The 21,221-nt window shown below is 54.6% G+C and carries 23 protein-coding genes; 17 read left to right on the forward strand and 6 right to left on the reverse strand.

Going from position 1 to position 21,221, the window contains the following annotated elements; all coding sequences use genetic code 11:
- Nucleotides 1-32: 32 nt before the first annotated feature.
- On the reverse strand, nt 33-1,259 hold the full coding sequence (locus AC07XF_RS02270; protein ID WP_495025230.1) for a LysR family transcriptional regulator: 1,227 nt from the start codon (nt 1,257-1,259) through the stop codon (nt 33-35).
- Nucleotides 1,260-1,416: 157 nt separating this feature from the next.
- On the opposite strand from AC07XF_RS02270, the gene galB reads away from it, so the two are divergent.
- The 3 genes from galB to AC07XF_RS02285 are packed head-to-tail and all read left to right on the forward strand — an operon-like array spanning nt 1,417 to nt 3,961.
- On the forward strand, nt 1,417-2,151 hold the full coding sequence (galB, locus tag AC07XF_RS02275) for a 4-oxalmesaconate hydratase (protein WP_253397357.1): 735 nt from the start codon (nt 1,417-1,419) through the stop codon (nt 2,149-2,151).
- Entirely contained in the window at nt 2,148-2,864 is a 717-nt protein-coding gene (locus AC07XF_RS02280) for a 4-carboxy-4-hydroxy-2-oxoadipate aldolase/oxaloacetate decarboxylase (protein ID WP_056854689.1), read from the forward strand. Before galB ends, AC07XF_RS02280 begins: the two co-directional genes overlap by 4 nt.
- A gap of 2 nt (nt 2,865-2,866) precedes the next feature.
- The gene (locus AC07XF_RS02285; RefSeq protein ID WP_492583440.1) at nt 2,867-3,961 is read left to right on the forward strand and encodes a 4-oxalomesaconate tautomerase; all 1,095 of its coding nucleotides are present in this window, start codon (nt 2,867-2,869) and stop codon (nt 3,959-3,961) included.
- A 104-nt stretch (nt 3,962-4,065) separates the two neighbouring features.
- Here AC07XF_RS02285 and AC07XF_RS02290 read toward each other — a convergent pair whose 3' ends face one another.
- The 3 genes from AC07XF_RS02290 to AC07XF_RS02300 are packed head-to-tail and all read right to left on the reverse strand — an operon-like array spanning nt 4,066 to nt 6,057.
- On the reverse strand, nt 4,066-4,551 hold the full coding sequence (locus AC07XF_RS02290; protein ID WP_495025231.1) for a MaoC family dehydratase: 486 nt from the start codon (nt 4,549-4,551) through the stop codon (nt 4,066-4,068).
- The gene (panB, locus tag AC07XF_RS02295; RefSeq protein WP_492583436.1) at nt 4,551-5,414 is read right to left on the reverse strand and encodes a 3-methyl-2-oxobutanoate hydroxymethyltransferase; all 864 of its coding nucleotides are present in this window, start codon (nt 5,412-5,414) and stop codon (nt 4,551-4,553) included. The genes AC07XF_RS02290 and panB overlap by 1 nt, the downstream gene beginning before the upstream one ends.
- A 25-nt stretch (nt 5,415-5,439) precedes the next feature.
- Entirely contained in the window at nt 5,440-6,057 is a 618-nt protein-coding gene (locus tag AC07XF_RS02300) for a LysE family translocator (RefSeq protein WP_492583434.1), read from the reverse strand.
- Nucleotides 6,058-6,204: 147 nt separating this feature from the next.
- Here AC07XF_RS02300 and AC07XF_RS02305 point away from each other — a divergent pair, with 147 nt between their 5' ends.
- The gene (locus tag AC07XF_RS02305; RefSeq protein WP_495025232.1) at nt 6,205-6,657 is read left to right on the forward strand and encodes an Lrp/AsnC family transcriptional regulator; all 453 of its coding nucleotides are present in this window, start codon (nt 6,205-6,207) and stop codon (nt 6,655-6,657) included.
- Between the two features lie 14 nt (nt 6,658-6,671).
- Here AC07XF_RS02305 and AC07XF_RS02310 read toward each other — a convergent pair whose 3' ends face one another.
- Both AC07XF_RS02310 and AC07XF_RS02315 read right to left on the reverse strand, forming a co-directional pair.
- Nucleotides 6,672-7,949, reverse strand: coding sequence for an MFS transporter (locus AC07XF_RS02310; RefSeq protein WP_495025233.1), 1,278 nt, complete (start codon nt 7,947-7,949; stop codon nt 6,672-6,674).
- A gap of 62 nt (nt 7,950-8,011) precedes the next feature.
- Entirely contained in the window at nt 8,012-9,184 is a 1,173-nt protein-coding gene (locus AC07XF_RS02315; RefSeq protein WP_492583428.1) for an NAD(P)/FAD-dependent oxidoreductase, read from the reverse strand.
- A 363-nt stretch (nt 9,185-9,547) separates the two neighbouring features.
- Between AC07XF_RS02315 and AC07XF_RS02320 the strand changes: the two genes are divergently transcribed.
- From AC07XF_RS02320 to AC07XF_RS02380, 13 genes are all read left to right on the forward strand, one after another.
- Nucleotides 9,548-10,267: a helix-turn-helix domain-containing protein gene (locus AC07XF_RS02320; RefSeq protein ID WP_492583426.1), complete on the forward strand. Its 720-nt coding sequence runs from the start codon at nt 9,548-9,550 to the stop codon at nt 10,265-10,267.
- A 338-nt stretch (nt 10,268-10,605) separates the two neighbouring features.
- Complete coding sequence (locus AC07XF_RS02325) at nt 10,606-11,721, forward strand: branched-chain amino acid ABC transporter substrate-binding protein (protein ID WP_495025234.1); 1,116 nt, start codon at nt 10,606-10,608, stop codon at nt 11,719-11,721.
- Between the two features lie 79 nt (nt 11,722-11,800).
- Entirely contained in the window at nt 11,801-12,715 is a 915-nt protein-coding gene (locus tag AC07XF_RS02330; protein WP_492583422.1) for an ABC transporter permease subunit, read from the forward strand.
- A 2-nt stretch (nt 12,716-12,717) separates the two neighbouring features.
- Nucleotides 12,718-14,049: a high-affinity branched-chain amino acid ABC transporter permease LivM gene (livM, locus tag AC07XF_RS02335; RefSeq protein ID WP_492583420.1), complete on the forward strand. Its 1,332-nt coding sequence runs from the start codon at nt 12,718-12,720 to the stop codon at nt 14,047-14,049.
- The gene (locus tag AC07XF_RS02340; RefSeq protein ID WP_495025235.1) at nt 14,049-14,924 is read left to right on the forward strand and encodes an ABC transporter ATP-binding protein; all 876 of its coding nucleotides are present in this window, start codon (nt 14,049-14,051) and stop codon (nt 14,922-14,924) included. The genes livM and AC07XF_RS02340 overlap by 1 nt, the downstream gene beginning before the upstream one ends.
- Nucleotides 14,921-15,637 (forward strand): ABC transporter ATP-binding protein, encoded by a 717-nt coding sequence (locus AC07XF_RS02345; RefSeq protein ID WP_492583416.1) that lies wholly within the window; start codon nt 14,921-14,923, stop codon nt 15,635-15,637. The genes AC07XF_RS02340 and AC07XF_RS02345 overlap by 4 nt, the downstream gene beginning before the upstream one ends.
- Before the next feature lie 95 nt (nt 15,638-15,732).
- Complete coding sequence (locus AC07XF_RS02350) at nt 15,733-16,509, forward strand: SDR family NAD(P)-dependent oxidoreductase (RefSeq protein WP_495025236.1); 777 nt, start codon at nt 15,733-15,735, stop codon at nt 16,507-16,509.
- Between the two features lie 9 nt (nt 16,510-16,518).
- Nucleotides 16,519-17,187: a 5-oxoprolinase subunit PxpB gene (gene pxpB, locus AC07XF_RS02355; protein WP_495025237.1), complete on the forward strand. Its 669-nt coding sequence runs from the start codon at nt 16,519-16,521 to the stop codon at nt 17,185-17,187.
- Nucleotides 17,184-18,134 carry a 5-oxoprolinase subunit C family protein gene (locus AC07XF_RS02360; protein ID WP_495019228.1) on the forward strand — a complete coding sequence of 317 codons (951 nt, stop codon included), beginning with the start codon at nt 17,184-17,186 and terminating at the stop codon, nt 18,132-18,134. The genes pxpB and AC07XF_RS02360 overlap by 4 nt, the downstream gene beginning before the upstream one ends.
- Nucleotides 18,134-18,943 carry a LamB/YcsF family protein gene (locus AC07XF_RS02365; RefSeq protein ID WP_495025238.1) on the forward strand — a complete coding sequence of 270 codons (810 nt, stop codon included), beginning with the start codon at nt 18,134-18,136 and terminating at the stop codon, nt 18,941-18,943. Before AC07XF_RS02360 ends, AC07XF_RS02365 begins: the two co-directional genes overlap by 1 nt.
- A gap of 11 nt (nt 18,944-18,954) precedes the next feature.
- The gene (gene accB, locus AC07XF_RS02370; RefSeq protein ID WP_492583406.1) at nt 18,955-19,461 is read left to right on the forward strand and encodes an acetyl-CoA carboxylase biotin carboxyl carrier protein; all 507 of its coding nucleotides are present in this window, start codon (nt 18,955-18,957) and stop codon (nt 19,459-19,461) included.
- Between the two features lie 4 nt (nt 19,462-19,465).
- A complete protein-coding gene (gene accC / locus AC07XF_RS02375) occupies nt 19,466-20,824 on the forward strand; it encodes an acetyl-CoA carboxylase biotin carboxylase subunit (protein ID WP_492587431.1) in 1,359 nt (452 codons plus the stop codon).
- A complete protein-coding gene (locus AC07XF_RS02380) occupies nt 20,821-21,216 on the forward strand; it encodes a biotin/lipoyl-containing protein (RefSeq protein ID WP_495025239.1) in 396 nt (131 codons plus the stop codon). The genes accC and AC07XF_RS02380 overlap by 4 nt, the downstream gene beginning before the upstream one ends.
- The last annotated feature ends 5 nt before the right edge of the window (nt 21,217-21,221 follow it).

Below are 21,221 nucleotides of genomic sequence, written 5' to 3' on the forward strand. Positions count from 1 at the left end.
GCCTCCTCGCGAAGCAGTGCTCCAGGCACATATTAGGTTGGTGACGGGCCTGAACCACTGCCTGCCTCAAGGATTACCTGGCGAATCGTATCCATCAGGGCTTGAGCCACCGGAGAGTGCAGGCAGCCGCTACGATAAGTCAGGCCGATGGCCCGGGTAGTTTGCCTCAGCTCCAGCGGCAGGATGCACAATTCGCCCGAGGAAATCTCATGTTCCAGCTGGTGAGTGGACACTGCGGCGAGCATGTCCGAACGCAATAACAGTCCACGAATGATAGACATGTCGCCGCTTTCCACCATCGGTCGGGGCGGCGCAATCCCGAACCGGGTGAAGCACTCGTCGAGCATCTGCCGGGCGGGCGATCCGGCGCGAGGCAGTACCCACTGGGCGGCGCTAAGCTCATCTTGCAAAGCCGTTTTTAGATAGAGCGGGTGATCACGCCGCGCCACCACTACCATTTCCTCCGTGAGCAACACTTCGCCGCTCAGGTCGCTGGCGTAGGCCTGCGGCCGTAGGGCGCCAAAAATGAAGTCCACATCGCCGGCTCGCAACTCGGTCGCCAGCAGATCGAATGGGCTTTCGTTGGTGATAACTTGGGTCGCAGGGTGTTCGGCCATCAAGCGCACGATGGCCTCGGGCAAAATACGCGTACGACCCAAGGGCAGGGCACCGACATGTACCACGCCTTGCAGGTCACCGCGCATTGCGGTGATATCGGTCTCGATATGGCGCAACTCGTTCAGCGCCCGACGGATCGGAAAGAGGATTTCATGGCTGACACGCGTCGGCTGCAGCCCGCGAGGTGTACGCTCGAACAATGATTGGGCACAGCCATTTTCCATGACCTTGATGGTCGAGCTGATCGCCGGCTGGCTCAGACCAAGCAAGCTGGCAACGGTCTGCATATGGTGGGTTTCACAAAGTTTGACAAAAACTTGCAGACGCCTGTTCTGGAACAGGTAAAGCGGTTCGACAGCACGCTTCTCCCCACTACCTAGTAAGCGTGGCACGCTTTCGAGCTCCACCAGTACCCGACGCGCCCGAGGCAATAGCCGCGCACCGTAATCGGTCAAACGCATACCGTTGGCATGACGTTCAAACAACGGTACATCCAGCCGGGCTTCCAATTCGGAAATAGACCGGGTGACCACCGACTGCGCCCGGAACAGGGCCACAGAAGCCTTCGAAACGCTGCCATGGTCGGCGACTCTGACGAAGGCTCGCACCTGCATCAGGCTGGGAAGTTCATTGGTCTCCATGGGAAGCGTGCTCTACATATCGATGTTTAAGTCTGACTATGCATCGCCCATTGGCTGTAGACAATAAAAAAAAAGCATACCTCGAAAACTCTAACGCATTTCTACCTCAGTGGTTCGCGGTGCGATGCTCTTTCGAAACGCAGGAGGAGAATCCGCAATGAACGAATCACCAAAAAACGCGCTGGTCGTCAGCGCACACTCTGCCGATTTCGTCTGGCGTGCCGGTGGTGCCATCGCGCTGCATGCACAGCAGGGTTACAACGTGCACATCGTCTGCTTGTCCTTCGGCGAACGCGGTGAGTCCGCCAAGCTGTGGCGCAAGGGCGAGATGAGCGAAGGAAAAGTCAAAAGCGCTCGCCGCGAAGAGGCCCAGGCCGCCGCCGATATCCTGGGTGCCAGTGTCGAGTTTTTCGATATCGGCGACTACCCGATGCGTGCCGACAAGGAAACGCTGTTTCGCCTGGCCGATGTGTTCCGCCGGGTTCAGCCAGAATTCGTGTTGAGCCATTCGCTGAAAGACCCTTACAACTACGATCACCCGCTTGCCATGAACCTGACCCAAGAGGCGCGTATCATCGCCCAGGCCGAAGGCTACAAACCGGGTGAGAAAATCGTCGGCGCACCACCGGTCTACAGCTTCGAACCTCACCAGCCCGAGCAATGCGAATGGCGCCCTGACGTGTTGCTGGACATCACTTCGGTCTGGGACAAAAAGTACGCCGCCATCCAGTGCATGGCCGGTCAGGAACACCTCTGGGAGTACTACACGCGCGTTGCCCTGCAGCGTGGTGTGCAAGCCAAGCGCAACGTAGGGATCACCTCCAGCCGCGACATCATTTATGGCGAGGGCTACCAAAGCATCTTCCCGCGCGTGACGGAGAATCTGGGATGAGCGAGTTGATCGGAAAAACCGGTGTTGTCGTGCGCAACATCGCCAGGGCCGACCAGGTGTTGGTCGATGAATTGCGGCGCTTCGGTGTCGCGACCGTCCACGAATCTCAGGGGCGAAAAGGCCTGCTGACGTCTTCGATCACACCAATACAACGAGGCACAGTGATCAGTGGCTCGGCGGTCACGGTGCTGGTGGCGCCGGGCGACAACTGGATGTTCCATGTGGCGGTGGAGCAGTGCCGCCCCGGCGATATCCTGGTGGTCGCCCCCAGTTCGCCATGCACCGACGGCTACTTCGGCGACCTGCTCGCCACTTCGCTCAAGGCTCACGGCGTGCGCGCCCTGGTGATCGATGCCGGCGTGCGTGATACCCACACGCTGCGCGAGATGGGGTTCCCGGTATGGTCTCGTGCCATCAGTGCTCAGGGCACGATCAAGGAGACCCTTGGTTCGGTCAACTTGCCACTGGTATGCGGCGGTCAGTTGGTCAACCCTGGTGACGTGGTGGTAGCCGATGACGATGGTGTGGTTATTGTACGTCGCGGCGAAGTGCCCCAGGTTGTCGAAGCCAGTCGAGCGCGTGCCGATCTGGAAGAGCAAAAGGCCTTGCGCTTGGCGAAGGGCGAATTGGGGCTGGACATCTACAACATGCGTGCACGCCTCGCTGAAAAAGGGTTGCGGTACGTCGACAGTCTTGACGATCTCGGAGATTGAGCATGAGCCAGACACGCATTCCTTGCCTGTTGATGCGCGGGGGGACGTCGAAAGGGGCTTATTTCCTTGCTCAAGACTTGCCAGAGGCGTCGGCACTGCGAGACCGCGTTTTGCTGGCCGTCATGGGCTCGCCTGATGCGCGCCAGATCGATGGCATCGGTGGCGGCGACTCGCTGACCAGCAAGGTGGCGATCATTAAGCCGTCCACGCGTGCCGAAGCTGATGTCGACTACTTGTTTGCCCAAGTGTTGGTGGAGGAGCCGCGAGTCGATTATGGCCAGAACTGCGGCAACATCCTCGCCGGTGTCGGCCCGTTCGCCATCGAACGCGGACTGGTGGATGTGACGGGGGATGTGACCCCGGTACGTATCTTCATGGAGAACACCGGGCAGATTGCGATTGCGCATGTGCCTACTCCCAATGGTGCGGTTTGCTATACCGGTGATGCGCGAATCGACGGAGTTCCCGGCGGTGGTGCGTCGTTGATCGTGGAGTTCGAGGATGTCGCCGGCTCCAGTTGCGGTGCTTTGTTGCCGACTGGCAACGCAGTGGATCTGTTCGACGGCGTTGAAGTCACCTGCGTGGACAATGGCATGCCAGTGGTGCTGATCCGAGCCGAAGACCTCGCTTTGGGCGGCTATGAGAGTCCGGCACAACTGGATGCCAATACTGAGTTGAAAGCCCTCCTTGAATCGATCCGCCTGCAGGCCGGCCCGCGCATGAACCTCGGTGATGTGAGCCAACGCAACGTGCCCAAAATGTGCCTGATTGCACCGGCACAGGCCGGTGGGGCGCTCAGCACCCGCACATTCATTCCTCATCGTTGCCATACCAGCATTGGGGTGTTCGGTGCGGTCAGTGTTGCCGCTGCCTGCTTGATCGAGGGCAGTGTGGCTTCACGTCTGGCCAGGGTGAAGGATGGAGACGTAAAGCAAGTTTCGGTTGAACACTCGATGGGCGAGTTCACCGTGGAACTGCGTCTGGACAATGGCCAGTTGGTCAGTTGCGGGCTGATGCGAACGGCAAGGTTGTTGTTGGATGGAGCCGTATGTGTTCCCGCGAATTTGTGGGCAGGCCGGGGCCCATCTCGGCGATAACACTCAGCGAAATGCAAGACCTGGTGCCGACGGGCTGCGCCCTGTGCAGCCGCAGTCGGTACCCAGCAGCTAAAGTCGGACACCCATCCATCGACGGCAAGCAATCAGCCGACAAAGTGTGTGACTCCATTGGTTTGATCTCCATCAGCGAGCATCTGTTTCAATCGCTGACGTTCCTCAGTTCCAGGCAGTACGCCAGTCGTCTTCGCCTCCAGCACGGTAATGCCCTCTGCGTTCAGTATTCTGACTTCTGCTTTTGCGCGACCGCGCTCATCGATATCAACGATGAGCCAGTGGCAGGTGATCTCGTCTCCCGCATAAACGGGACGTTCAAACTGGAAACTCATTCCTGTAGCGAGCCAACCAATTTGCCCACCCACTTCGGTGACGAGGCTGGCCGTCAGCAAGCCATGGGCAATGGGGGCCTTGAACCCACGCAACTCTGCGTAGCGTGTGTCGCAGTGAACCGGATTGTAATCGCGAGAGATTTGCGCGAATCGGCGAATATCGTCCTCTGTAAAACAGCGGACTACCGTGAATCGGTCTCCTACCTCAAGACCTTCGGCCGCACGCTCTCTTGGACTTTTCATCACAACTCCCTGGGCGGTGAGGGCTGAGCCTGAAAAGTATGGTCAGGGCCTGGAAATGTTCCAGCATTCACCTCAAGCGCAAAGTCCCTCGCTGCCGAGTGAAGTACTGATCGAAGATCTGCGTATTGTTTGACGAATCGCGGCAGACGACCGCCGCGCATTCCGGCCATGTCCTGCCAGACCAGCACCTGGGCATCGCAATGATTACCCGCGCCAATCCCGACAGTCGGAATTGAAATGGCTTCCGTGATCGCTCGACCGACGTCACCAGGCACCATCTCAATCAGAACAGCAAAGGCACCAGCGGCCTCAAGCGCTTTGGCACTATCAATCAGGCGCTGCGCATCTTTGCCTCGGCCCTGGACGCGGTAACCGCCCAGCTGATGTTCCATCTGAGGGGTAAAGCCAATGTGCGCCATGACCGGTATGCCTGAGTTCACGAGCTTCTCGACCTGCGGCAGCATTTCGATCCCGCCCTCGAGTTTGACCGCATGCGCACCGCCTTCTTTCATGAAGCGCACCGCTGTATGGAAGCACTGTTCCGCAGATGCCTGATAGGAGCCGAATGGAAGATCGGCGATCACCAGTGCCCGTCGGGTCGAACGGCTGACCGCACGAACCAGCGGGATCATTTCGTCAACGGTGATCGATAGCGTGGATTCATTACCATAGACATTGTTGGATGCAGAGTCGCCGACTAACAGGACGGGTATTCCCGCTTCCTCGAAAATGGCTGCGGTGTACATGTCATACGCAGTGAGCATCGCCCATTTCTGGCCCTCCATTTTCATTTGTTTCAGGTGCGGAATTCGCACTCGGGTCGCCGGTTGGGCGTTGCCATACGGCGAAGGCTGATCGCTCATGATGTGGTCTCGCGGAAAAATTGGATTAACTGAACATCTGCTCGCTGAGCAGAATGACTGCGATGATGATCATGGCCGCGCCGGAAAAACGACTGACGAATTGAGCTGCAGCTGGACGTGCCCGCAGTACCACCTGCGAGCCAAATCCGACCAGCAGATAGATCACGCCGCAACTGACGGTGTGGATGAGCCCCAGCGCAATCATTTGCGTCGGCACAGGCCAGGCAGCGGTGGCGTCGGTGAATTGCGGTAAAAGCGCCAGGAACAGCAGGAACACCTTCGGATTCAGCCCGCTCACGCAAAGCCCCTTGATCGCCCAGCGCGTCCAGGATCCCGATGTCTGAACTTCATCAGAGTGTGGTGTAGCGGGGTGCGCAAGCATATTCAGGCCCAGCCAAAGTAGATAGCCTGCCCCGGCAACGGTCAGTACGGTCAAGGTAGTAGGGTGGTTGGCCACCAGCGTGCCGACACCGCCGGCAACAATCATGGTTGCGATCAAATGGCCGGACAACAGCCCACCCACGGCGGGTATGACCACTCGGCCCTTTATGCCTGCCGAAATTGCATAGGCCCAATCTGCGCCAGGGGTAATGACGAATAAAATCGACACTGCCCAAAAGGCAACGAAAACGCTCAAGGTCATGGTGCTATCCACCCCTGCTGCTGACATCCCGCGTACTGCATCGTCCCGCTCCGGTAATTATTGATGCGAGGAAGAATAATGAATTATTGTTAGAATTTACTTCCAAAGATAATCAGCTAATCGCTATTGGTGGGGAGATTCTTCTAGATGGACAGGATTGATCGCAAGATTCTTTCCGAACTGCAAAAGGACGGTCGCCTTTCAGTCACCGAGCTCGCCGAGCGCGTTGGGCTGAGCCTTTCCCCTTGCCATCGACGGGTACGCGCACTGGAAGAGTCGGGTGTGCTGCTCGGCTATCGAGCACAACTTGATCCAGGCGCATTAGGCCTTAACTTTTCCGCCATGGTATTTGCCACGTTGCGTGAAGGTGACAGGCAAGCGGTCGAGGCATTCGAGAGAGCGCTTGTTGATATCCCGCAAGTGGTTGACGCTCAACGATTATTTGGCGAGCCAGATTACCTGCTGCACATCATCACTCAAGATCTGCCAGCGTTTCAAAGGCTCTATGATGAGAACCTTTCGACGCTGCCCAATGTGCAACGTCTGACCTCAACGCTTGTAATGAAACGGGTCGTTCAGGACAGGCCCCTTCCTTTGTGACTGGGGCCAGCGCATCAAGATTGGCTAGCCACCTCTTGAGCGAGTTTCAGTGAGATCAGAAGGGACACGGTCAGCAGGCCAGCGATGAAAAGTCCCACGCCCAGCCAGTGAGCATGCTGCCAGAACATCCCTCCCCAAGTACCCGCAACGCTGGCTCCTATGTAGAAGAAAATCTGATAAAGGGAGGTAGCTTGTCCTTTTGCAGTCTTCGCGCATCGACCGATCCAGCTGCTGGCAACAGCATGAGAACCAAAAAAACCGAATGTGAAAATCACTGTGCCGATGACGAGTGAGTAGATGTTGTTCGCTAGCGTGAGCACGACGCCGATCAATGTCATTAGAATGATCTTCCAGAAAACTTTTGGTCGTCCGACTCGGTCTGCCAAAGAGCCAACTTTGGCTGAACTGTAGAGGCCTGTCAGGTATACAAAAGACGACAGGCTGACCATCTGTTGGCTTAGAAAGAACGGGCCTTGGAGTAGGTGATAACCGATATAGTTGAAAAAGGTTACCAGGCTGCCCATCAGCAAGAACGCCTGAAAGTAGAGCAGGCGCAATGCTGAGTTTTGGAAATGGAGAAGAAACCCTCCCATCAGATTTTTCGTGTTGATTGCGCGGGGTGTGAAGTGCCGAGACTCCGGCAAGTAGCGCCAGAAAAGTACCGCGGCAACCACACCAACAATGCCTATCGCCCCCACGGCCATGCGCCATGATCCGTACTCAAGAATCAGTCCACTGACCAAGCGTCCTGACATACCTCCGATCGCACTGCCACCAATATATAAGCCGATCGCGACGCCTATGTTGCGAGGATGTATCTCTTCACTCAGGTAGGTCACAGCAAGCGCCGTTATGCCGCTAAGCGACAACCCGAGTAGCCCACGCATCAGTAGCAAGCTCTGCCAGGTTGGCATCACCGACGCCAGGAGGGTACATAGCGCAGCGGCCATCAACGCGACCACCATTACAGGCTTTCGACCCAAGGCGTCTGAAATTGGGCCAGTTAAGATGAGTCCAATTGCCAAGGTAATGGTCGAAACAGACAAGATGAGGCTGCTCTGGGCGGCATTGATTGAAAAAGCCTCTGACAAGGCGGGCATCATCGGTTGAACGCAGTAGAGCAGAGCAAAACTGGAAAATCCTCCGGCTAGTAATGCCCACGAGGTTTTACGGAACTGAGGGGTTCCTTTCTCTATGTAACTCGAGACAGGTAGTACGTCCAACAACGCTTGGTTTTGCTGAAGGGAAGGGGAAGTGGGGGTGAGCGCATTCGAGACAGCTGTCACGTTCAATACCGCTAGGTAGCCGAAAATGTTTTGGATAGCGAGCCGGGCAAAGCCGACTCGCGCAGCAGTTAATAAATGACTGACTCAACGATGGGCTGATTGTCACGTATGCGCTCGTAACCCAAGGGCGACAGATCCAGTGTCTTGTATTTGCCGTGAACGATCAGCTCAGCCACTCCGCGGCCAGTTGCAGGGGAGTGCATGACTCCGTGGCCTGAGAAACCGGTTGCGAATACGAAATTGGTGATTTGGTCGTGTGCACCAACGATGCCATTGTGATCCAGCAAATTCATTTCATAGTGACCTGCCCATGACCGCTGCAGGCGAATCTGCTCCATCTCTGGGATGCGATGTGCCAGAAGTGGCCACAGTGTTTCTTCGAGCAAATGATGGCTCGGCTCGAAGTCACCCTCGGCATGTACGTCCACCGGTTCTTCCAGAGCAATACCAGCGATGAACCCATCGCCTTCAGGACGGATCCACGCGCCGGAATTATCGAAAAGCATTGGAAAGCCTTCGGTCGGTACCGGTGTTTTGATGTGAAAGACGGTTCGTTTACGTGGCTCTACCGGCAGATCAATCCCCAGCCAGCTCGCTACTTTTCCGCTTGCCGGCCCAGCGGCGTTGACGCACCAGGCACATGGCAAACTGGTTCCGTCTGCTAGTTGGACGGACTCGACTTTGCCGCCGTTATAGGTGATACCGCAGGCTTCGCCTTGTATATATTCAACGCCAAGTTTTTTGGCTTCACGGCGAACCAATTGCAGCAGCGCCCAAGCGTCAAACCAGCCTTCGTTTGCGGCTCCATAGGTCGCGATTCCAAGGTCTTCGGCGTTGATCCAGGGGAAGCGCTCTTTGGTTTGTTCAGGGGTCAGAATATCAACCGTGGCACCATGCTCGCGCTGCATCATAGCTGTGGTGCGTTGCACGTCGGCTCCATCTGGTGACCCGAGCATGAGATACCCACGCTCCTCAAAACCGATGTCTGCATCTTCGCCAAACCACTTCTTGATATCTTTGAAAACTCCGGCGCTGAAAAGACTCATGTTGATGTTGAAAGGGCAGCCGAATTGGGTACGGATCGAAGACGCGGAGAGAGCGGTGGAGGAGAACTGATAGGTACTATCGCGCTCGATAACTTTGATCGAACCTTTATGGCCCTCACGTCGCAGGAAGTAAGCGACGAAGCTGCCGATGATGGCGCCGCCGATGATGACAACTGAATCGGTTGGATGGGTCACGGGGAAATCCTCAAGTAGCGAACTCGGCACAGTCTGCTGTAACCAGGTGGCGGTGGCTTGTGATTTACTCCGTGGATTTTTACGGCTTTCTGCATAGTCATTTTTGCTCGGGTGATCTCGGAGCTTCACGATGTGTTAAGGATGAATTTCTCCTCCGCTTATATTTTTTCTAGTCTTTATCGACCGTTTTCGGTGCGCACTTGGTAGATCATGACCCAATGGGGTGCGGCTACCTTGCCAAGTTTCTAGCGGGAGGTTGCACAATGAGACGCCTTGATTTCCCCCTATACGCCTGGCTAGTCTGGTGTAAGGTAGATACCTGTAAATGTTGGATTGGATACAAAAATGTTCAGGTGTGATGACTTGCTACGTAGCGCCGACGAAAATCTGCCATTACTGGAGCAGGTATTTGATCGACTGCCGGATGTGATGTTCTTTGTTAAAGACAATGAAGCACGCTATGTAATGGTCAATCAGGCGATCGTTGACCAGGCAGGGATGCGTAGCAAGCAACAGGTTATAGGCTTAACCGCAGACGAGCTTTTTCCGGGAACAGGTCACAACACGTTGGCTCAGGATATGAGTGTGATCAATGATGGAAAAAAAATCGTGGATCTGCTTCGTTTGTATTTCTCTGCTGACGGAAGGAAGCAATGGTGTCTCAGCTCTAAATTCCAATTCAAGGATCCGGTGACGGGAAATTTTGGCCTGGTGGGGATATCGCGAATTTTGCCCAGACCGGATGAGAAAAAAAGCAGCTATAAAAGACTGATGGATTTCATACGAATTCTGGAAACAGATAGCGATCAAAAACTGCTTATTTCGGATGTTGCCCAGAGCGTCAATCTGTCCGTTGATACGCTGGAGCGTTTAACGAAAGAGATCTTCCAGCTTACACCCAAGCAGATGCTCATCCGGATTCGTATAGACAAGGCCTGTCGATTGTTGGAGGAGTCGCAAGCCAGTATCACCGACATCGCTGGCGAGTGCGGCTATGCCGATCACAGCGCATTTTCTCGTCAGTTCAAAGCCGCAACGCACTTCACCCCTCAGCAGTACCGATTGAGCCTTCAGGCTCAGTAACTCCTCGCTTATCCGACTTTTTTCATTTGGACGCTGCTGTATCCAGGCGGGGCATTTCGTGCCCGCTCGCCCGCTTGCTATGCAAAAAACCGCATCGAATCGGCTGTGTTAGTGCAAGCCAGTGTCCGCTTATTGTCGGCAAAATGAGCACACATGCCAGGGCCGGCACCCATACGAAGATCAATAAAATAAGCCCTTGATATTGGCAGGCGGCTTCCCGGAGTTTGCCAATTTTCTTCTGCTGATCCCTTAAAGACCTTCTTTTTCAGTCGCGTTGTGCAGTTTGCGGTATGGAGTTGAGGGTCGCAATAGAGCTGTTCTACCTTGGAGCGAGCGATATGAGTGGTAAAGCAAAACCGTTTTTGGTGAGTGCAACGTTGGCTGCTGCGTTAGTCAGCGGTGCCGTTCATGCTGATGTTGTGATCGGTGTGGCTGGGCCCTTTACGGGCACCTATGCGGCTTATGGTGATCAGGTCTGGCGAGGAGCCCAGGCTGCCGCAGAAGCCATAAATAACGATGGCGGTATCAATGGCGAGAAAATTCGCCTAGTTAAGGGCGACGACGCCTGTGACCCAAAACAAGCAGTCGCTGTTGCGAACCGGTTGATCGAGTCAGACAAAGTGGTCGCAGTGGTAGGTCACTTCTGTTCGTCATCAGTTATTCCGACGAATGAGATTTACGCCGATGCCGGCGTCGTCAGCATCAGTCCGGCAGCAACCAACCCTAAAGTGACTGAGCGTGGGTTGCCAACAGTTTTCCGCAACTGCGGACGCGATGATCAACAAGGCATCGTCGCTGGCGATTACATCGCTGATGTCCTCAAAGCCAAGCGAGTTGTGATCATTCATGACAAGGATACGTACGGTCAGGGCTTAGCCGACGCGACAAAGCTTGAGCTCAACAAAAAGGGTGTCAAGGAAGTGCTTTACGAGGGTTTGACCCGCGGAGAAAAGGACTTCAATGCCCTCGTTACAAAGATTCGCTCGACTGATCCCGAAGTGGTCTATTTCGGTGGTTTGCATCCAGAAGCTGGCCCGCTTGTACGGCAGCTGCGTGAACAGGGTGTTACAGCGAAATTTATTTCTGGCGACGGCATCGTGACCGATGAGTTGGTCAGCGCCGCAGGCGGGGCTCAGTACGTGAATGGCGTGATGATGACATTTGGAGCCGATCCGCGTAACAACCCTGCCGGTAAAACTGTCGTTGAAAAATTCCGAGCCAATGGCTACGAGCCGGAAGGCTACACCCTGTATTCCTATTCTTCGGTTCAAGCATTAGCGGCGGCGTTCAGTGCGATCAAAAGCACCAACGGTGAGAAGGCTGCTGTTTGGTTAAAGAACCATCCGGTACCTACTGCGATTGGCAACAAAGAGTGGGACAAGAATGGTGATCTGAAGGTTTCCGATTATGTGATGTATCAGTGGGGCCCTGACGGCAAATACAAACAAATTTGACCGGGTGCTCACTTGTCTCGACCCGTTAGCGGGTCGAGACAAGGTGCGTGTTTCTCAACTCACTGACGGAACTCTAATCGTGGACGGCATCTTTCTTCAGCAGATGGTGAATGGCCTGACGCTTGGCTCAGTGTATGGGCTGATTGCGATCGGATACACCATGGTCTACGGCATTATCGGGATGATCAACTTCGCCCATGGCGATGTGTATATGGTCTCTGCGTATTTAGCTGCAATCGGGCTAGCCGTATTTTCTTTCTTCGGTCTCCAGTCATTTCCCTTCCTCATTCTGGGCACCCTGGTTTTCACGATTGTGGTCACAGGTGTGTATGGGTTAGTGATCGAGCGCGTGGCCTATAAACCGCTGCGTAACTCGACGCGATTGGCGCCGCTGATCAGTGCCATAGGCATGTCTCTGATCCTGCAGAACTACGTGCAAATAAGCCAAGGGGCGCGTCAGCAGGGCGTGCCTACTTTGCTTGAAGGATCGATGAGGTTTTCGATCGGCACCGGCTTTGTTCAGCTTACCTACACCAAGATTTTCATCCTGATTGCAGCTTTCATCGGCATGGCGATCCTCACGTGGTTAATCAAGTGCACGAAGCTTGGACGGATGTGCCGCGCCGTGCAGCAAGACCGAAAAATGGCATCGATTCTGGGGATCAATACGGATCGAGTTATTTCTTACGTGTTCATCATTGGCGCTGCCATGGCTGCTTTGGCAGGTGTTCTGATCACCATGAACTACGGCACGTTTGATTTTTATGCAGGTTTCATCATCGGCATAAAGGCATTCACAGCAGCAGTACTCGGTGGGATCGGGTCGTTACCAGGAGCCATGTTCGGTGGCTTGATATTGGGTGTCGCTGAGTCGCAATTCGCAGGGATGGTCAACAGTGATTACAAGGACGTTTTCAGCTTCGCGCTGCTGGTACTCATCCTGATCTTGCGACCACAAGGCCTGCTTGGCCGTCCCCTAGTTACAAAGGTGTGAGCATGTCTTCCATAACTCTGAATAAAGCACTAGGGAATGAAGCGCATCGCTTCAAATCCTACGATATCAAGAAAAGCCTTATCGAGACGTTGGTCGCTGGCCTCTTGGCGTTGATCGTTTTTGGCCCGGTTGTGGGTGTCGTTCTGGACGGTTATAGCTTCAACTGGCAACCCGCTCGAGTAGCCTGGATGACAGCGATTGTCATGGCTGGACGTTTGGCGTTGAGCCTGTTCCTACAAACTCAAACAGGGCAGCGGTTATCCCATCATTTCACTCACGCCGACAGCGGTGTGCATGTCTTAAAGCCTGATCACAGATCACGCCTGCTCTGGATCATGCCATTGGTGGTGGTCGTCGCTCTGATCTTTCCAGCCTTCGCTGACAAGTACCTGATTACAGTGGTCATCCTTGGTCTGATCTACGTTCTTCTGGGTCTTGGCCTGAACATCGTGGTCGGTCTGGCAGGTCTTCTAGATTTGGGTTATGTCGGCTTTTATGCGATCGGGGCTTATGGCCTGGCATTGGGATATCAATACCTGGGGCTCGGGTTCTGGTCTGTGTTACCACTGGCCGCTATTGCTGCTGGGTTCGCGGGTTGTCTATTGGGCTTTCCGGTTTTGCGGCTGCATGGCGACTATCTGGCCATCGTGACCTTGGGCTTCGGTGAAATCATTCGACTGGTGCTCAACAACTGGCTGTCCTTCACTGGCGGCCCCAACGGTTTACCAGTTCCAGCACCTACATTCATGGGAATTGAGTTCGGTAGGCAGGCGAAAGAGGGTGGGATACCGATCCACCAATTGCTGGGTATGGATTACAACCCCAACCTCAAATTTATCTTCATTTACGTCGTGCTGTTCCTGGTGGTTCTGGCTGTGTTGTACATCAAGCATCGCCTTACCCGCATGCCGATCGGTCGAGCATGGGAGGCCTTGCGTGAAGATGAAATCGCCTGCCGCTCCATGGGCCTGAACCATGTTCTGGTCAAGCTCTCGGCATTCGCTATTGGTGCCTCAACCGCAGGTCTAGCGGGTGTGTTTTTTGCCAGCTATCAAGGCTTCGTCAACCCGACCTCGTTCACCTTCTTCGAGTCTGCGCTGATTCTCGCCATCGTTGTACTCGGCGGCATGGGCTCCACGGTTGGCGTGGTGATTGCGGCGTTCGTGCTGACCGTGGCGCCAGAGATGCTTCGCAGCTTCGCTGAGTACCGCGTTCTTCTGTTCGGCATCCTGATGGTGCTTATGATGATCTGGCGGCCCCGTGGCCTGATCCGTATCAGCCGTATCGGAATCCGCCCACGCAAAGGTGTACTGACGAAAGTGGGGGGCGTGTAATGAACGACGAAATCGTTCTTTCCGTCGAGCACCTGGTGATGCACTTCGGTGGCATCAAGGCCCTCAGCGATGTCAGCTTGGAGGTGCGCCGCAATTCGATCTTTGCCTTGATCGGCCCCAATGGTGCAGGCAAGACCACCGTATTCAACTGCCTGACGGGTTTCTACAAGGCAACAGGCGGGCGCATAGAACTTAATGCTCGCGGCAAGAAGACCAATGTCATTCAGTTGCTCGGTGAACAATTTCTCCCCACCGACTTCATCTCGCCCGGTCGCTTCGCCAGACGTCTGTTCTACAAGATGTTCGGCGGTACGCACTTGGTAAACCGTGCAGGGCTTGCACGGACATTCCAGAACATTCGTCTGTTCAAGGAGATGTCCGTTATCGAGAACCTTTTGGTCGCCCAGCACATGTGGGTCAACCGCAGCATGGTTGCAGGGATCCTCAATACCAAGGGTTACCGCAAGGCTGAGGAAGACGCCATGAATACCGCTTTCTACTGGCTGGAAGTGGTCGATCTTTTGGATTGCGCCAATCGGTTGGCTGGTGAACTTTCCTATGGTCAGCAGCGCCGTCTGGAAATTGCCCGTGCCATGTGCACGCGTCCACAGGTGATCTGTCTGGACGAACCTGCTGCAGGCCTTAATCCACAGGAAACTGAAGCACTCAGCGGCATGATTCGTTACCTGCGTGACAACCATGACATGACCGTCGTGCTGATCGAGCATGACATGGGCATGGTTATGGGGATTTCCGACGATATCGTCGTGCTCGACCACGGCAATGTAATTGCCAAGGGCAAGCCGGAACAGATCCGCAACGATCCGAAAGTGATTGCCGCGTATCTGGGCGCAGATGAGGAGGAATTGGCATGACTAAGTCGATCCTCACACTGAAAGACATCGATGTGTACTACGGGCCGATTCAGGCTCTGAAGAAAGTCTCGCTAGAAATTAACGAAGGCGAAACTGTCAGCCTGATCGGTTCAAACGGAGCAGGTAAGTCGACGTTGCTGATGTCGATCTTCGGCCAACCACGTGCAGCAAACGGACAGATCGTCTTTCAAGGTACCGACATCACCCACAAGTCGTCGCACTACATTGCCTCTAACGGCATTGCTCAATCGCCAGAAGGACGCCGTGTGTTCCCCGACATGTCGGTGGAAGAGAACTTGATGATGGGCACCATCCCGATTGGGGACAAGTACGCCAACGAAGATATGCAACGCATGTTTGAACTGTTCCCGCGCCTCAAGGAGCGTAGGAACCAGCGTGCGATGACTATGTCCGGCGGTGAGCAGCAAATGCTGGCCATTGCACGTGCCCTGATGAGCCGCCCCAAGCTGTTGCTGTTGGATGAGCCAAGCCTCGGGCTGGCGCCAATCGTCGTCAAACAAATTTTCTCCACACTGCGTGAGCTTGCGAAAACAGGCATGACGATCTTCCTGGTCGAGCAGAACGCCAACCATGCGCTGAGGCTGTCGGATCGTGCCTACGTAATGGTTAACGGTGAGATTCGTTTGACAGGCACCGGGCACGAGTTACTGACCAACGATGAAGTTCGCAACGCATACCTGGGCGGCCACTGACTGTGTCGCGCTAACTCGTAAATCAGTGCGTTGAGGTCTCTACCACCAAAACTTCGAATTGAGTTTTTGATTATCCAAAGTAAACGGGAGTAGCTATGAAACACGTAAACAAGGTCGCATTGGTAACTGGCGCTGCACAGGGATTGGGTTTGGCGTGTGCCGAGCGTTTTTTGGCTGACGGTGCCAAGGTAGTGTTGGTCGATGTGCAAGAGGAAAAAGTTCGTGCACAGGCCGAGCGTCTCGGCGAAAACGCAACTTGGTACGCCGCGGATTTGAGCGATATTTCCTCATCAATGGCCAAGGCGATTGTAGCAAAGGCAGTGGATCACTTTGGCTCGCTGGATATTGTCGTAAACAACGCCGGAATTATCATCACCGCGGACTTCGTTGACTATCCCGAAGATGCCTTTGATAAAACTCAGCGCGTTAACCTGAAGTCTCCTTTTTTGATCGGCCAAGCTGCAGCCCGCGTCATGATCGAGAAAGGGATCAAAGGTTCGATCATCAATATGTCGTCCATCAATGCTGTACTCGCCAACCCTACAGCGGTTGCTTACGCAGTTTCAAAAGGTGGCATCAAGCAGCTAACAGCCGTTATGGCCGTTGGTTTGATCTCGCATGGAATTCGGGTCAACGCGATCGGCCCAGGAACGATTGCGACCGATCTGGTGATGAACTCGGTAATGGCCAGCCCTGCACAGCGGCACACCGTGCTGTCTCGCACTCCAATCGCACGCGTAGGTCAAGCGTCAGAGGTGGCCAGTGTTGCGTCATTCCTGGCGAGCGAGGACGCGTCTTACATCGTCGGCCAGACCATCTATCCCGATGGCGGTCGCCTCATCCTGAACTACACCGTTCCTGTTAACGAGTGAGTCACTGACATGTCCTCTCTCGATCCCATGCCAAAAGTCTGCATTGCAGGCAGCCAAGGTTTGTTTCTTGATGCCGCCTCAATTGGATTCAGTGAGCCAATGCAGCAGCGAGTGCTTGCAACGGCGAATCTGGTTGCTCATTTGCCCGGCGTACGCGAAGTCGTACCTGGGATGAACAATCTGCTGATCGTTTATTCACCGACTGAAACTTCAGTCGGTGTGCTAACCGAGCAACTACTTCATGCCTGGTCGCATGTGACTGTTGATGAGCACGTGGGGCGAGAGATCGATGTACCAGTTATCTATGGCGGGCAACAAGGTGAGGATTTGGCCGTCATTGCCGAGCTGGCAAATATGGATGTTCAAACCTTCATAGGGTTGCACAGCGAGGCGGTTTATCGGGTTGCCTGTGTTGGCGCTATGCCAGGTTTTCCATACCTGTCTGGGTTGAACCCTAGACTCGCAACTCCCCGTCGCTCAGTGCCTCGGATGCGTCTGGAGGAAGGAGCAATCATTATTGGTGGTGCCCAGGCTGGGATCATGCCGTGCTCGGCCCCTTCCGGTTGGCACGTCATTGGCCGAACAGAACTGAAATTATTCGACCAGCGGCGTGAGTCGCCTTCGTTCTTGCAACCAGGCGATAGCATTCGCTTCAGCATTGCTGGAATTGAATCATGATCGAAATTCTATCTACTGGTGCCTTGAACTCTGTTCAGGATTTGGGGCGCAAGGGTTACCTCAACATTGGCGTAGGCCAATCTGGCGCTATGGATAGGTTTGCGCTCAGCACGGCCAACATCATGGTCGGCAACCCTGCAGATTTCGCAGGACTGGAGATCGTACTTTTCCCTGCGCGTCTGAGATTCATAACTGACAGTCGATTTGCACTAACTGGCGCGGATGCGCTGGCTCATTTGGATGGTTTTGAGTTGCCACCGAACTGGGCCTGTGAAGGCAAAGCTGGTCAGACATTGATTATTCAAGCCCCACGACGAGGTGCCCGGGTTTACCTGGCCTTCGCAGGTGGAATCGATGTTCCAGTGCTATTGGGCTCACGTGCGACGGATTTGAAAAGCGGTTTTGGTGGGTTTGAGGGCCGTGGGCTTTCTCGCGGTGATCAACTGGCATTGAATCTACCTCGGACAAAAAACACCGGCAGCTGTGGGCTCGCTGCTGCTCGTGAACTGCCATCTCTGACTACAGAAACCACCATTCGCGTATTAGCTGCTGCTCAGTATGAAGATTTCGAGGAGGAGGCCCGCGAGCGTTTTTTCTCTGAGCCCTGGCAGGTCACTCAGGAGACAAATCGCATGGGCATGCGACTGAGTGGGTCGGTGCTCAAGTTGCGCAGTCGGTTGGAGCTTCTGTCGCACGGAATTCTCCCCGGCACCGTTCAAGTACCTCCATCTGGCCAACCCATTATTCAGATGGCAGAGGCCAATACGTGTGGTGGCTACCCAAAAATCGCCAACGTCATCGACGCGGACTTATCGCTGCTTGGTCAAGCACCGGTCGGCAGCAAACTGCGTTTTTTGGTGGTTGATCTGGCAGAGGCAATCGAAGCTCAGACGCAGCAGGATCTCGAGCTTAACAAGTTAGAGCGGACGTTGGGCCTGACCCTTTGATGGGCCGGCAGGCCCACAATTTTTACGAGAGTATTTTCATGTCACAGCATGCATTGACGGTCGATTTGAACTCGGACATGGGCGAAGGTTTTGGCGCATATTCGATGGGCGATGATGAGGCCATTTTGAACATCGTCAGCTCTGCCAATGTCGCTTGCGGCTTTCACGGTGGCGACCCCGATATCATGGCTGCCACTTATGCGATGGCAAAAGAACGAGGCGTGGCCGTGGGCGCGCATCCCGGCTTTCCTGATCTCTGGGGTTTTGGTCGCCGGAATATTCCTTTCTCGGTGTCAGAAATAGAGCGGTTAGTGGCGTACCAGATTGGTGCTTCACAAGCGATGGCGAGCTATTCCGGCCATACGCTCACGCACGTCAAGGCTCATGGAGCGCTTGGAAATCTGACGCAAACTGACCCAGACGTTGCTGCTGCGGTGTGTCGCGCTATACATGCCGTAGACCCTTCTTTGATCTGTCTGGTCATTGCCCTGGGGCACCAGGCGCGCATTGCCTCCGAAATGGGCCTTGAAGTGCGCTCAGAGATTTTTGCCGATCGTGCTTATACCGAGGACGGGCATCTCGTCTCGCGCAAGTTACCTGGCGCGGTAATCCACAATCCTGACGAAGCTGCAGATCGGGTTGTACGAATGGTGCGTGCTCAAGGTATCGAAACCATCTCGGGCAAGATCATTCCATGCCCCATCGATTCAATTTGTGTCCATAGCGATACACCGGCTGCTGTCGCAATCGCCGCCCATGTGCGAAGCACTCTGGAAACCCAAAACGTTGTCATTGCCAGTTTCGTTTGAGCGTTAAGCGAATGACTGACGGTATCGTCAAAGCGAGAAGAGATATGAACATAGAGTTTATCGAGCGCCTGATTGAAATTGTCGAACGCTCGGGAGTCGCGGAGTTGGAATACAGCGAGGGGGACTGTCGCGTCCGTCTCGGCTTGCACGGTCTGACTGTTGTCGCTTCAGCACAGCGTGGACTGGTTGCCACCAACATCATTCCTGCGAGCGCTGCGACTGAAGATAGCTCAATAGCAGTCCCGCCTGTGTCATCAGATAAACCCGGCTATTCAGTGTCGTCCAGCTTGGTCGGAATTTTTTATCGTTCGCCTTCACCAGACAAGCCACCCTTTGTTGAGGTGGGAGATGTTGTCGAAGAAGGGCAGACGCTGGCAATCGTTGAGGCCATGAAGATGCTCAATCCCATTGAGGCAGATCGCAGCGGTCGCATTGTGGCGATCCTTAAAAGTGACGGCGAGATGATTGAAGCCGGTAGCCCTTTGTTCACAATCGAGGCGATGGACGATCATGAGTAAGCCGTTGTTTGACAGTGTACTTATCGCCAACCGCGGTGAGATCGCGTTACGTGTGTTGCGAGCTGCTAGGGATATAGGGGTGCGCACAATTGCGGTGCACTCCCAGGCTGATGCAGGTCTGCGCCATGTGGCATTGGCTGACCAGGCCATTTGCATAGGCCCGGCTGCAGCAAGTGAAAGTTATCTGAACTCCAAGCGCTTACTTCAAGCGGCGAAGCTCACAGACGCGGGAGCTATCCACCCGGGCTATGGCTTTTTGGCTGAAAACGCTGGCTTTGCTGCTGACATCGAAGCAGCAGGACTCGTATTTGTTGGGCCCAGCTCTGCATCCATCCGCTTGATGGGGGACAAAGTTTCGGCCAAGCAAGCGATGCTGGAGGCTGGTGTTCCGTGCGTCCCTGGCTCACCAGGCGCGCTGCCAGATGATGTCGAGCAAGTTCGCCACATTGCTGAGACGTGTGGATACCCACTCATCGTAAAAGCATCTGGAGGTGGTGGAGGGCGCGGCATGCGCATTGTCCGCACACCTGCTGAGCTGAATGAATCTGTGGCCATGACGCGTGAGGAGGCCGGGCGAGCCTTTGGTAATCCTGAGGTGTATCTGGAAAAGTTTCTAGAGCATCCCCGTCATATCGAAATCCAGATTCTGGCTGACAATTTTGGCAACGCCGTGTGGCTTGGCGAGCGTGACTGCTCAATGCAACGACGCCACCAGAAGATTATCGAAGAGTCTCCGGCTCCAGGTGTCGATAGAGAGGCTATTGCATTCATCGGCGAGCGCTGTGTGAAGGCATGCCAACTGATAGGTTACAGGGGCGCCGGCACGTTCGAATTCCTCTATGAGAACGGTGAGTTCTTTTTCATCGAGATGAACACCCGAGTTCAAGTTGAACATCCGGTTACCGAATTGGTAACAGGGGTGGATATCGTGCGTGAACAACTGCTGATTGCTCAAGGTTTCCCTCTGTCGATCGATCAAAGCCAAGTCACACTTCGGGGGCATGCGGTCGAATGCAGGATTAATGCTGAAGATCCGTTCAGTTTTGTCCCAGCCCCAGGGACAGTGAAGTCTTGGCTTCCACCTGGAGGGCCAGGTATTCGCATTGATAGCCACCTGTATTCTGGATATCAGGTACCACCCCATTATGACTCGCTTGTCGCCAAGTTCCTTGCCCATGGTTCCACCCGAGAGGAGGCTATCAACCGTATGGCCGGTGCCTTGGGAGAGGCGCAGCTCACTGGTATCAAAAATAATATCCCGCTGCATCAACGCCTCATGAGCGAACCAGGTTTCGTTCAAGGGGGATTCGACATTCACCATCTAGAACGCTATCTCGATCAGGATAAGGAGACGTCGAAATGAGCCCCGAATTCATCGAAAAGGTTGTGATTCTGCTTCAGAAACACTCTCTAAGAGCCTTTGAATTTGAGCAGGCGGGAGCCTGTTTAAGTCTGAGGTTCGACGCCAAGGCGAACGGCACCTCATCATCTGCTCACATTGAGATGGTAGAGGAGGAACCGTGCAAAATTATCCTCTCGCCGTCCATGGGCGTTCTGCGCCTCATTCATCCTCAGCGAGAAGAGTCGTTCGTAAAGATTGGAAGTGAGATCAAGGAAGGCCAGATCGTTGCGTTTCTGCAGAACGACGACCTGCTGGAGGAGGTTAAAGCAAGTTGTACAGGAGTGCTGGTCGCGGCTGTTGCTGAAGAAGGGCAAGTCATTGGCTTCGCGCAGCCCCTGTTTGAACTCCGTTAACTCAA

The organism is Pseudomonas sp. GW821-FHT01C01, assembly GCF_059422645.1.

Excerpts from the sequence above, each read along its gene's own strand:
- accB (WP_492583406.1), top strand. The coding sequence starts at position 18,955 with ATGACTGACGGTATCGTCAAAGCGAGAAGAGATATGAACATAGAGTTT.
- livM (WP_492583420.1), top strand. The coding sequence starts at position 12,718 with ATGTCTTCCATAACTCTGAATAAAGCACTAGGGAATGAAGCGCATCGC.
- AC07XF_RS02285 (WP_492583440.1), top strand. The coding sequence starts at position 2,867 with ATGAGCCAGACACGCATTCCTTGCCTGTTGATGCGCGGGGGGACGTCG.
- AC07XF_RS02325 (WP_495025234.1), top strand. The coding sequence starts at position 10,606 with ATGAGTGGTAAAGCAAAACCGTTTTTGGTGAGTGCAACGTTGGCTGCT.
- AC07XF_RS02365 (WP_495025238.1), top strand. The coding sequence starts at position 18,134 with ATGGGCCGGCAGGCCCACAATTTTTACGAGAGTATTTTCATGTCACAG.
- galB (WP_253397357.1), top strand. The coding sequence starts at position 1,417 with ATGAACGAATCACCAAAAAACGCGCTGGTCGTCAGCGCACACTCTGCC.
- AC07XF_RS02270 (WP_495025230.1), bottom strand. The coding sequence starts at position 1,259 with ATGGAGACCAATGAACTTCCCAGCCTGATGCAGGTGCGAGCCTTCGTC.
- AC07XF_RS02340 (WP_495025235.1), top strand. The coding sequence starts at position 14,049 with ATGAACGACGAAATCGTTCTTTCCGTCGAGCACCTGGTGATGCACTTC.
- AC07XF_RS02300 (WP_492583434.1), bottom strand. The coding sequence starts at position 6,057 with ATGACCTTGAGCGTTTTCGTTGCCTTTTGGGCAGTGTCGATTTTATTC.
- AC07XF_RS02350 (WP_495025236.1), top strand. The coding sequence starts at position 15,733 with ATGAAACACGTAAACAAGGTCGCATTGGTAACTGGCGCTGCACAGGGA.
- AC07XF_RS02345 (WP_492583416.1), top strand. The coding sequence starts at position 14,921 with ATGACTAAGTCGATCCTCACACTGAAAGACATCGATGTGTACTACGGG.
- AC07XF_RS02380 (WP_495025239.1), top strand. The coding sequence starts at position 20,821 with ATGAGCCCCGAATTCATCGAAAAGGTTGTGATTCTGCTTCAGAAACAC.
- AC07XF_RS02280 (WP_056854689.1), top strand. The coding sequence starts at position 2,148 with ATGAGCGAGTTGATCGGAAAAACCGGTGTTGTCGTGCGCAACATCGCC.
- panB (WP_492583436.1), bottom strand. The coding sequence starts at position 5,414 with ATGAGCGATCAGCCTTCGCCGTATGGCAACGCCCAACCGGCGACCCGA.
- pxpB (WP_495025237.1), top strand. The coding sequence starts at position 16,519 with ATGTCCTCTCTCGATCCCATGCCAAAAGTCTGCATTGCAGGCAGCCAA.
- AC07XF_RS02360 (WP_495019228.1), top strand. The coding sequence starts at position 17,184 with ATGATCGAAATTCTATCTACTGGTGCCTTGAACTCTGTTCAGGATTTG.
- AC07XF_RS02305 (WP_495025232.1), top strand. The coding sequence starts at position 6,205 with ATGGACAGGATTGATCGCAAGATTCTTTCCGAACTGCAAAAGGACGGT.
- AC07XF_RS02290 (WP_495025231.1), bottom strand. The coding sequence starts at position 4,551 with ATGAAAAGTCCAAGAGAGCGTGCGGCCGAAGGTCTTGAGGTAGGAGAC.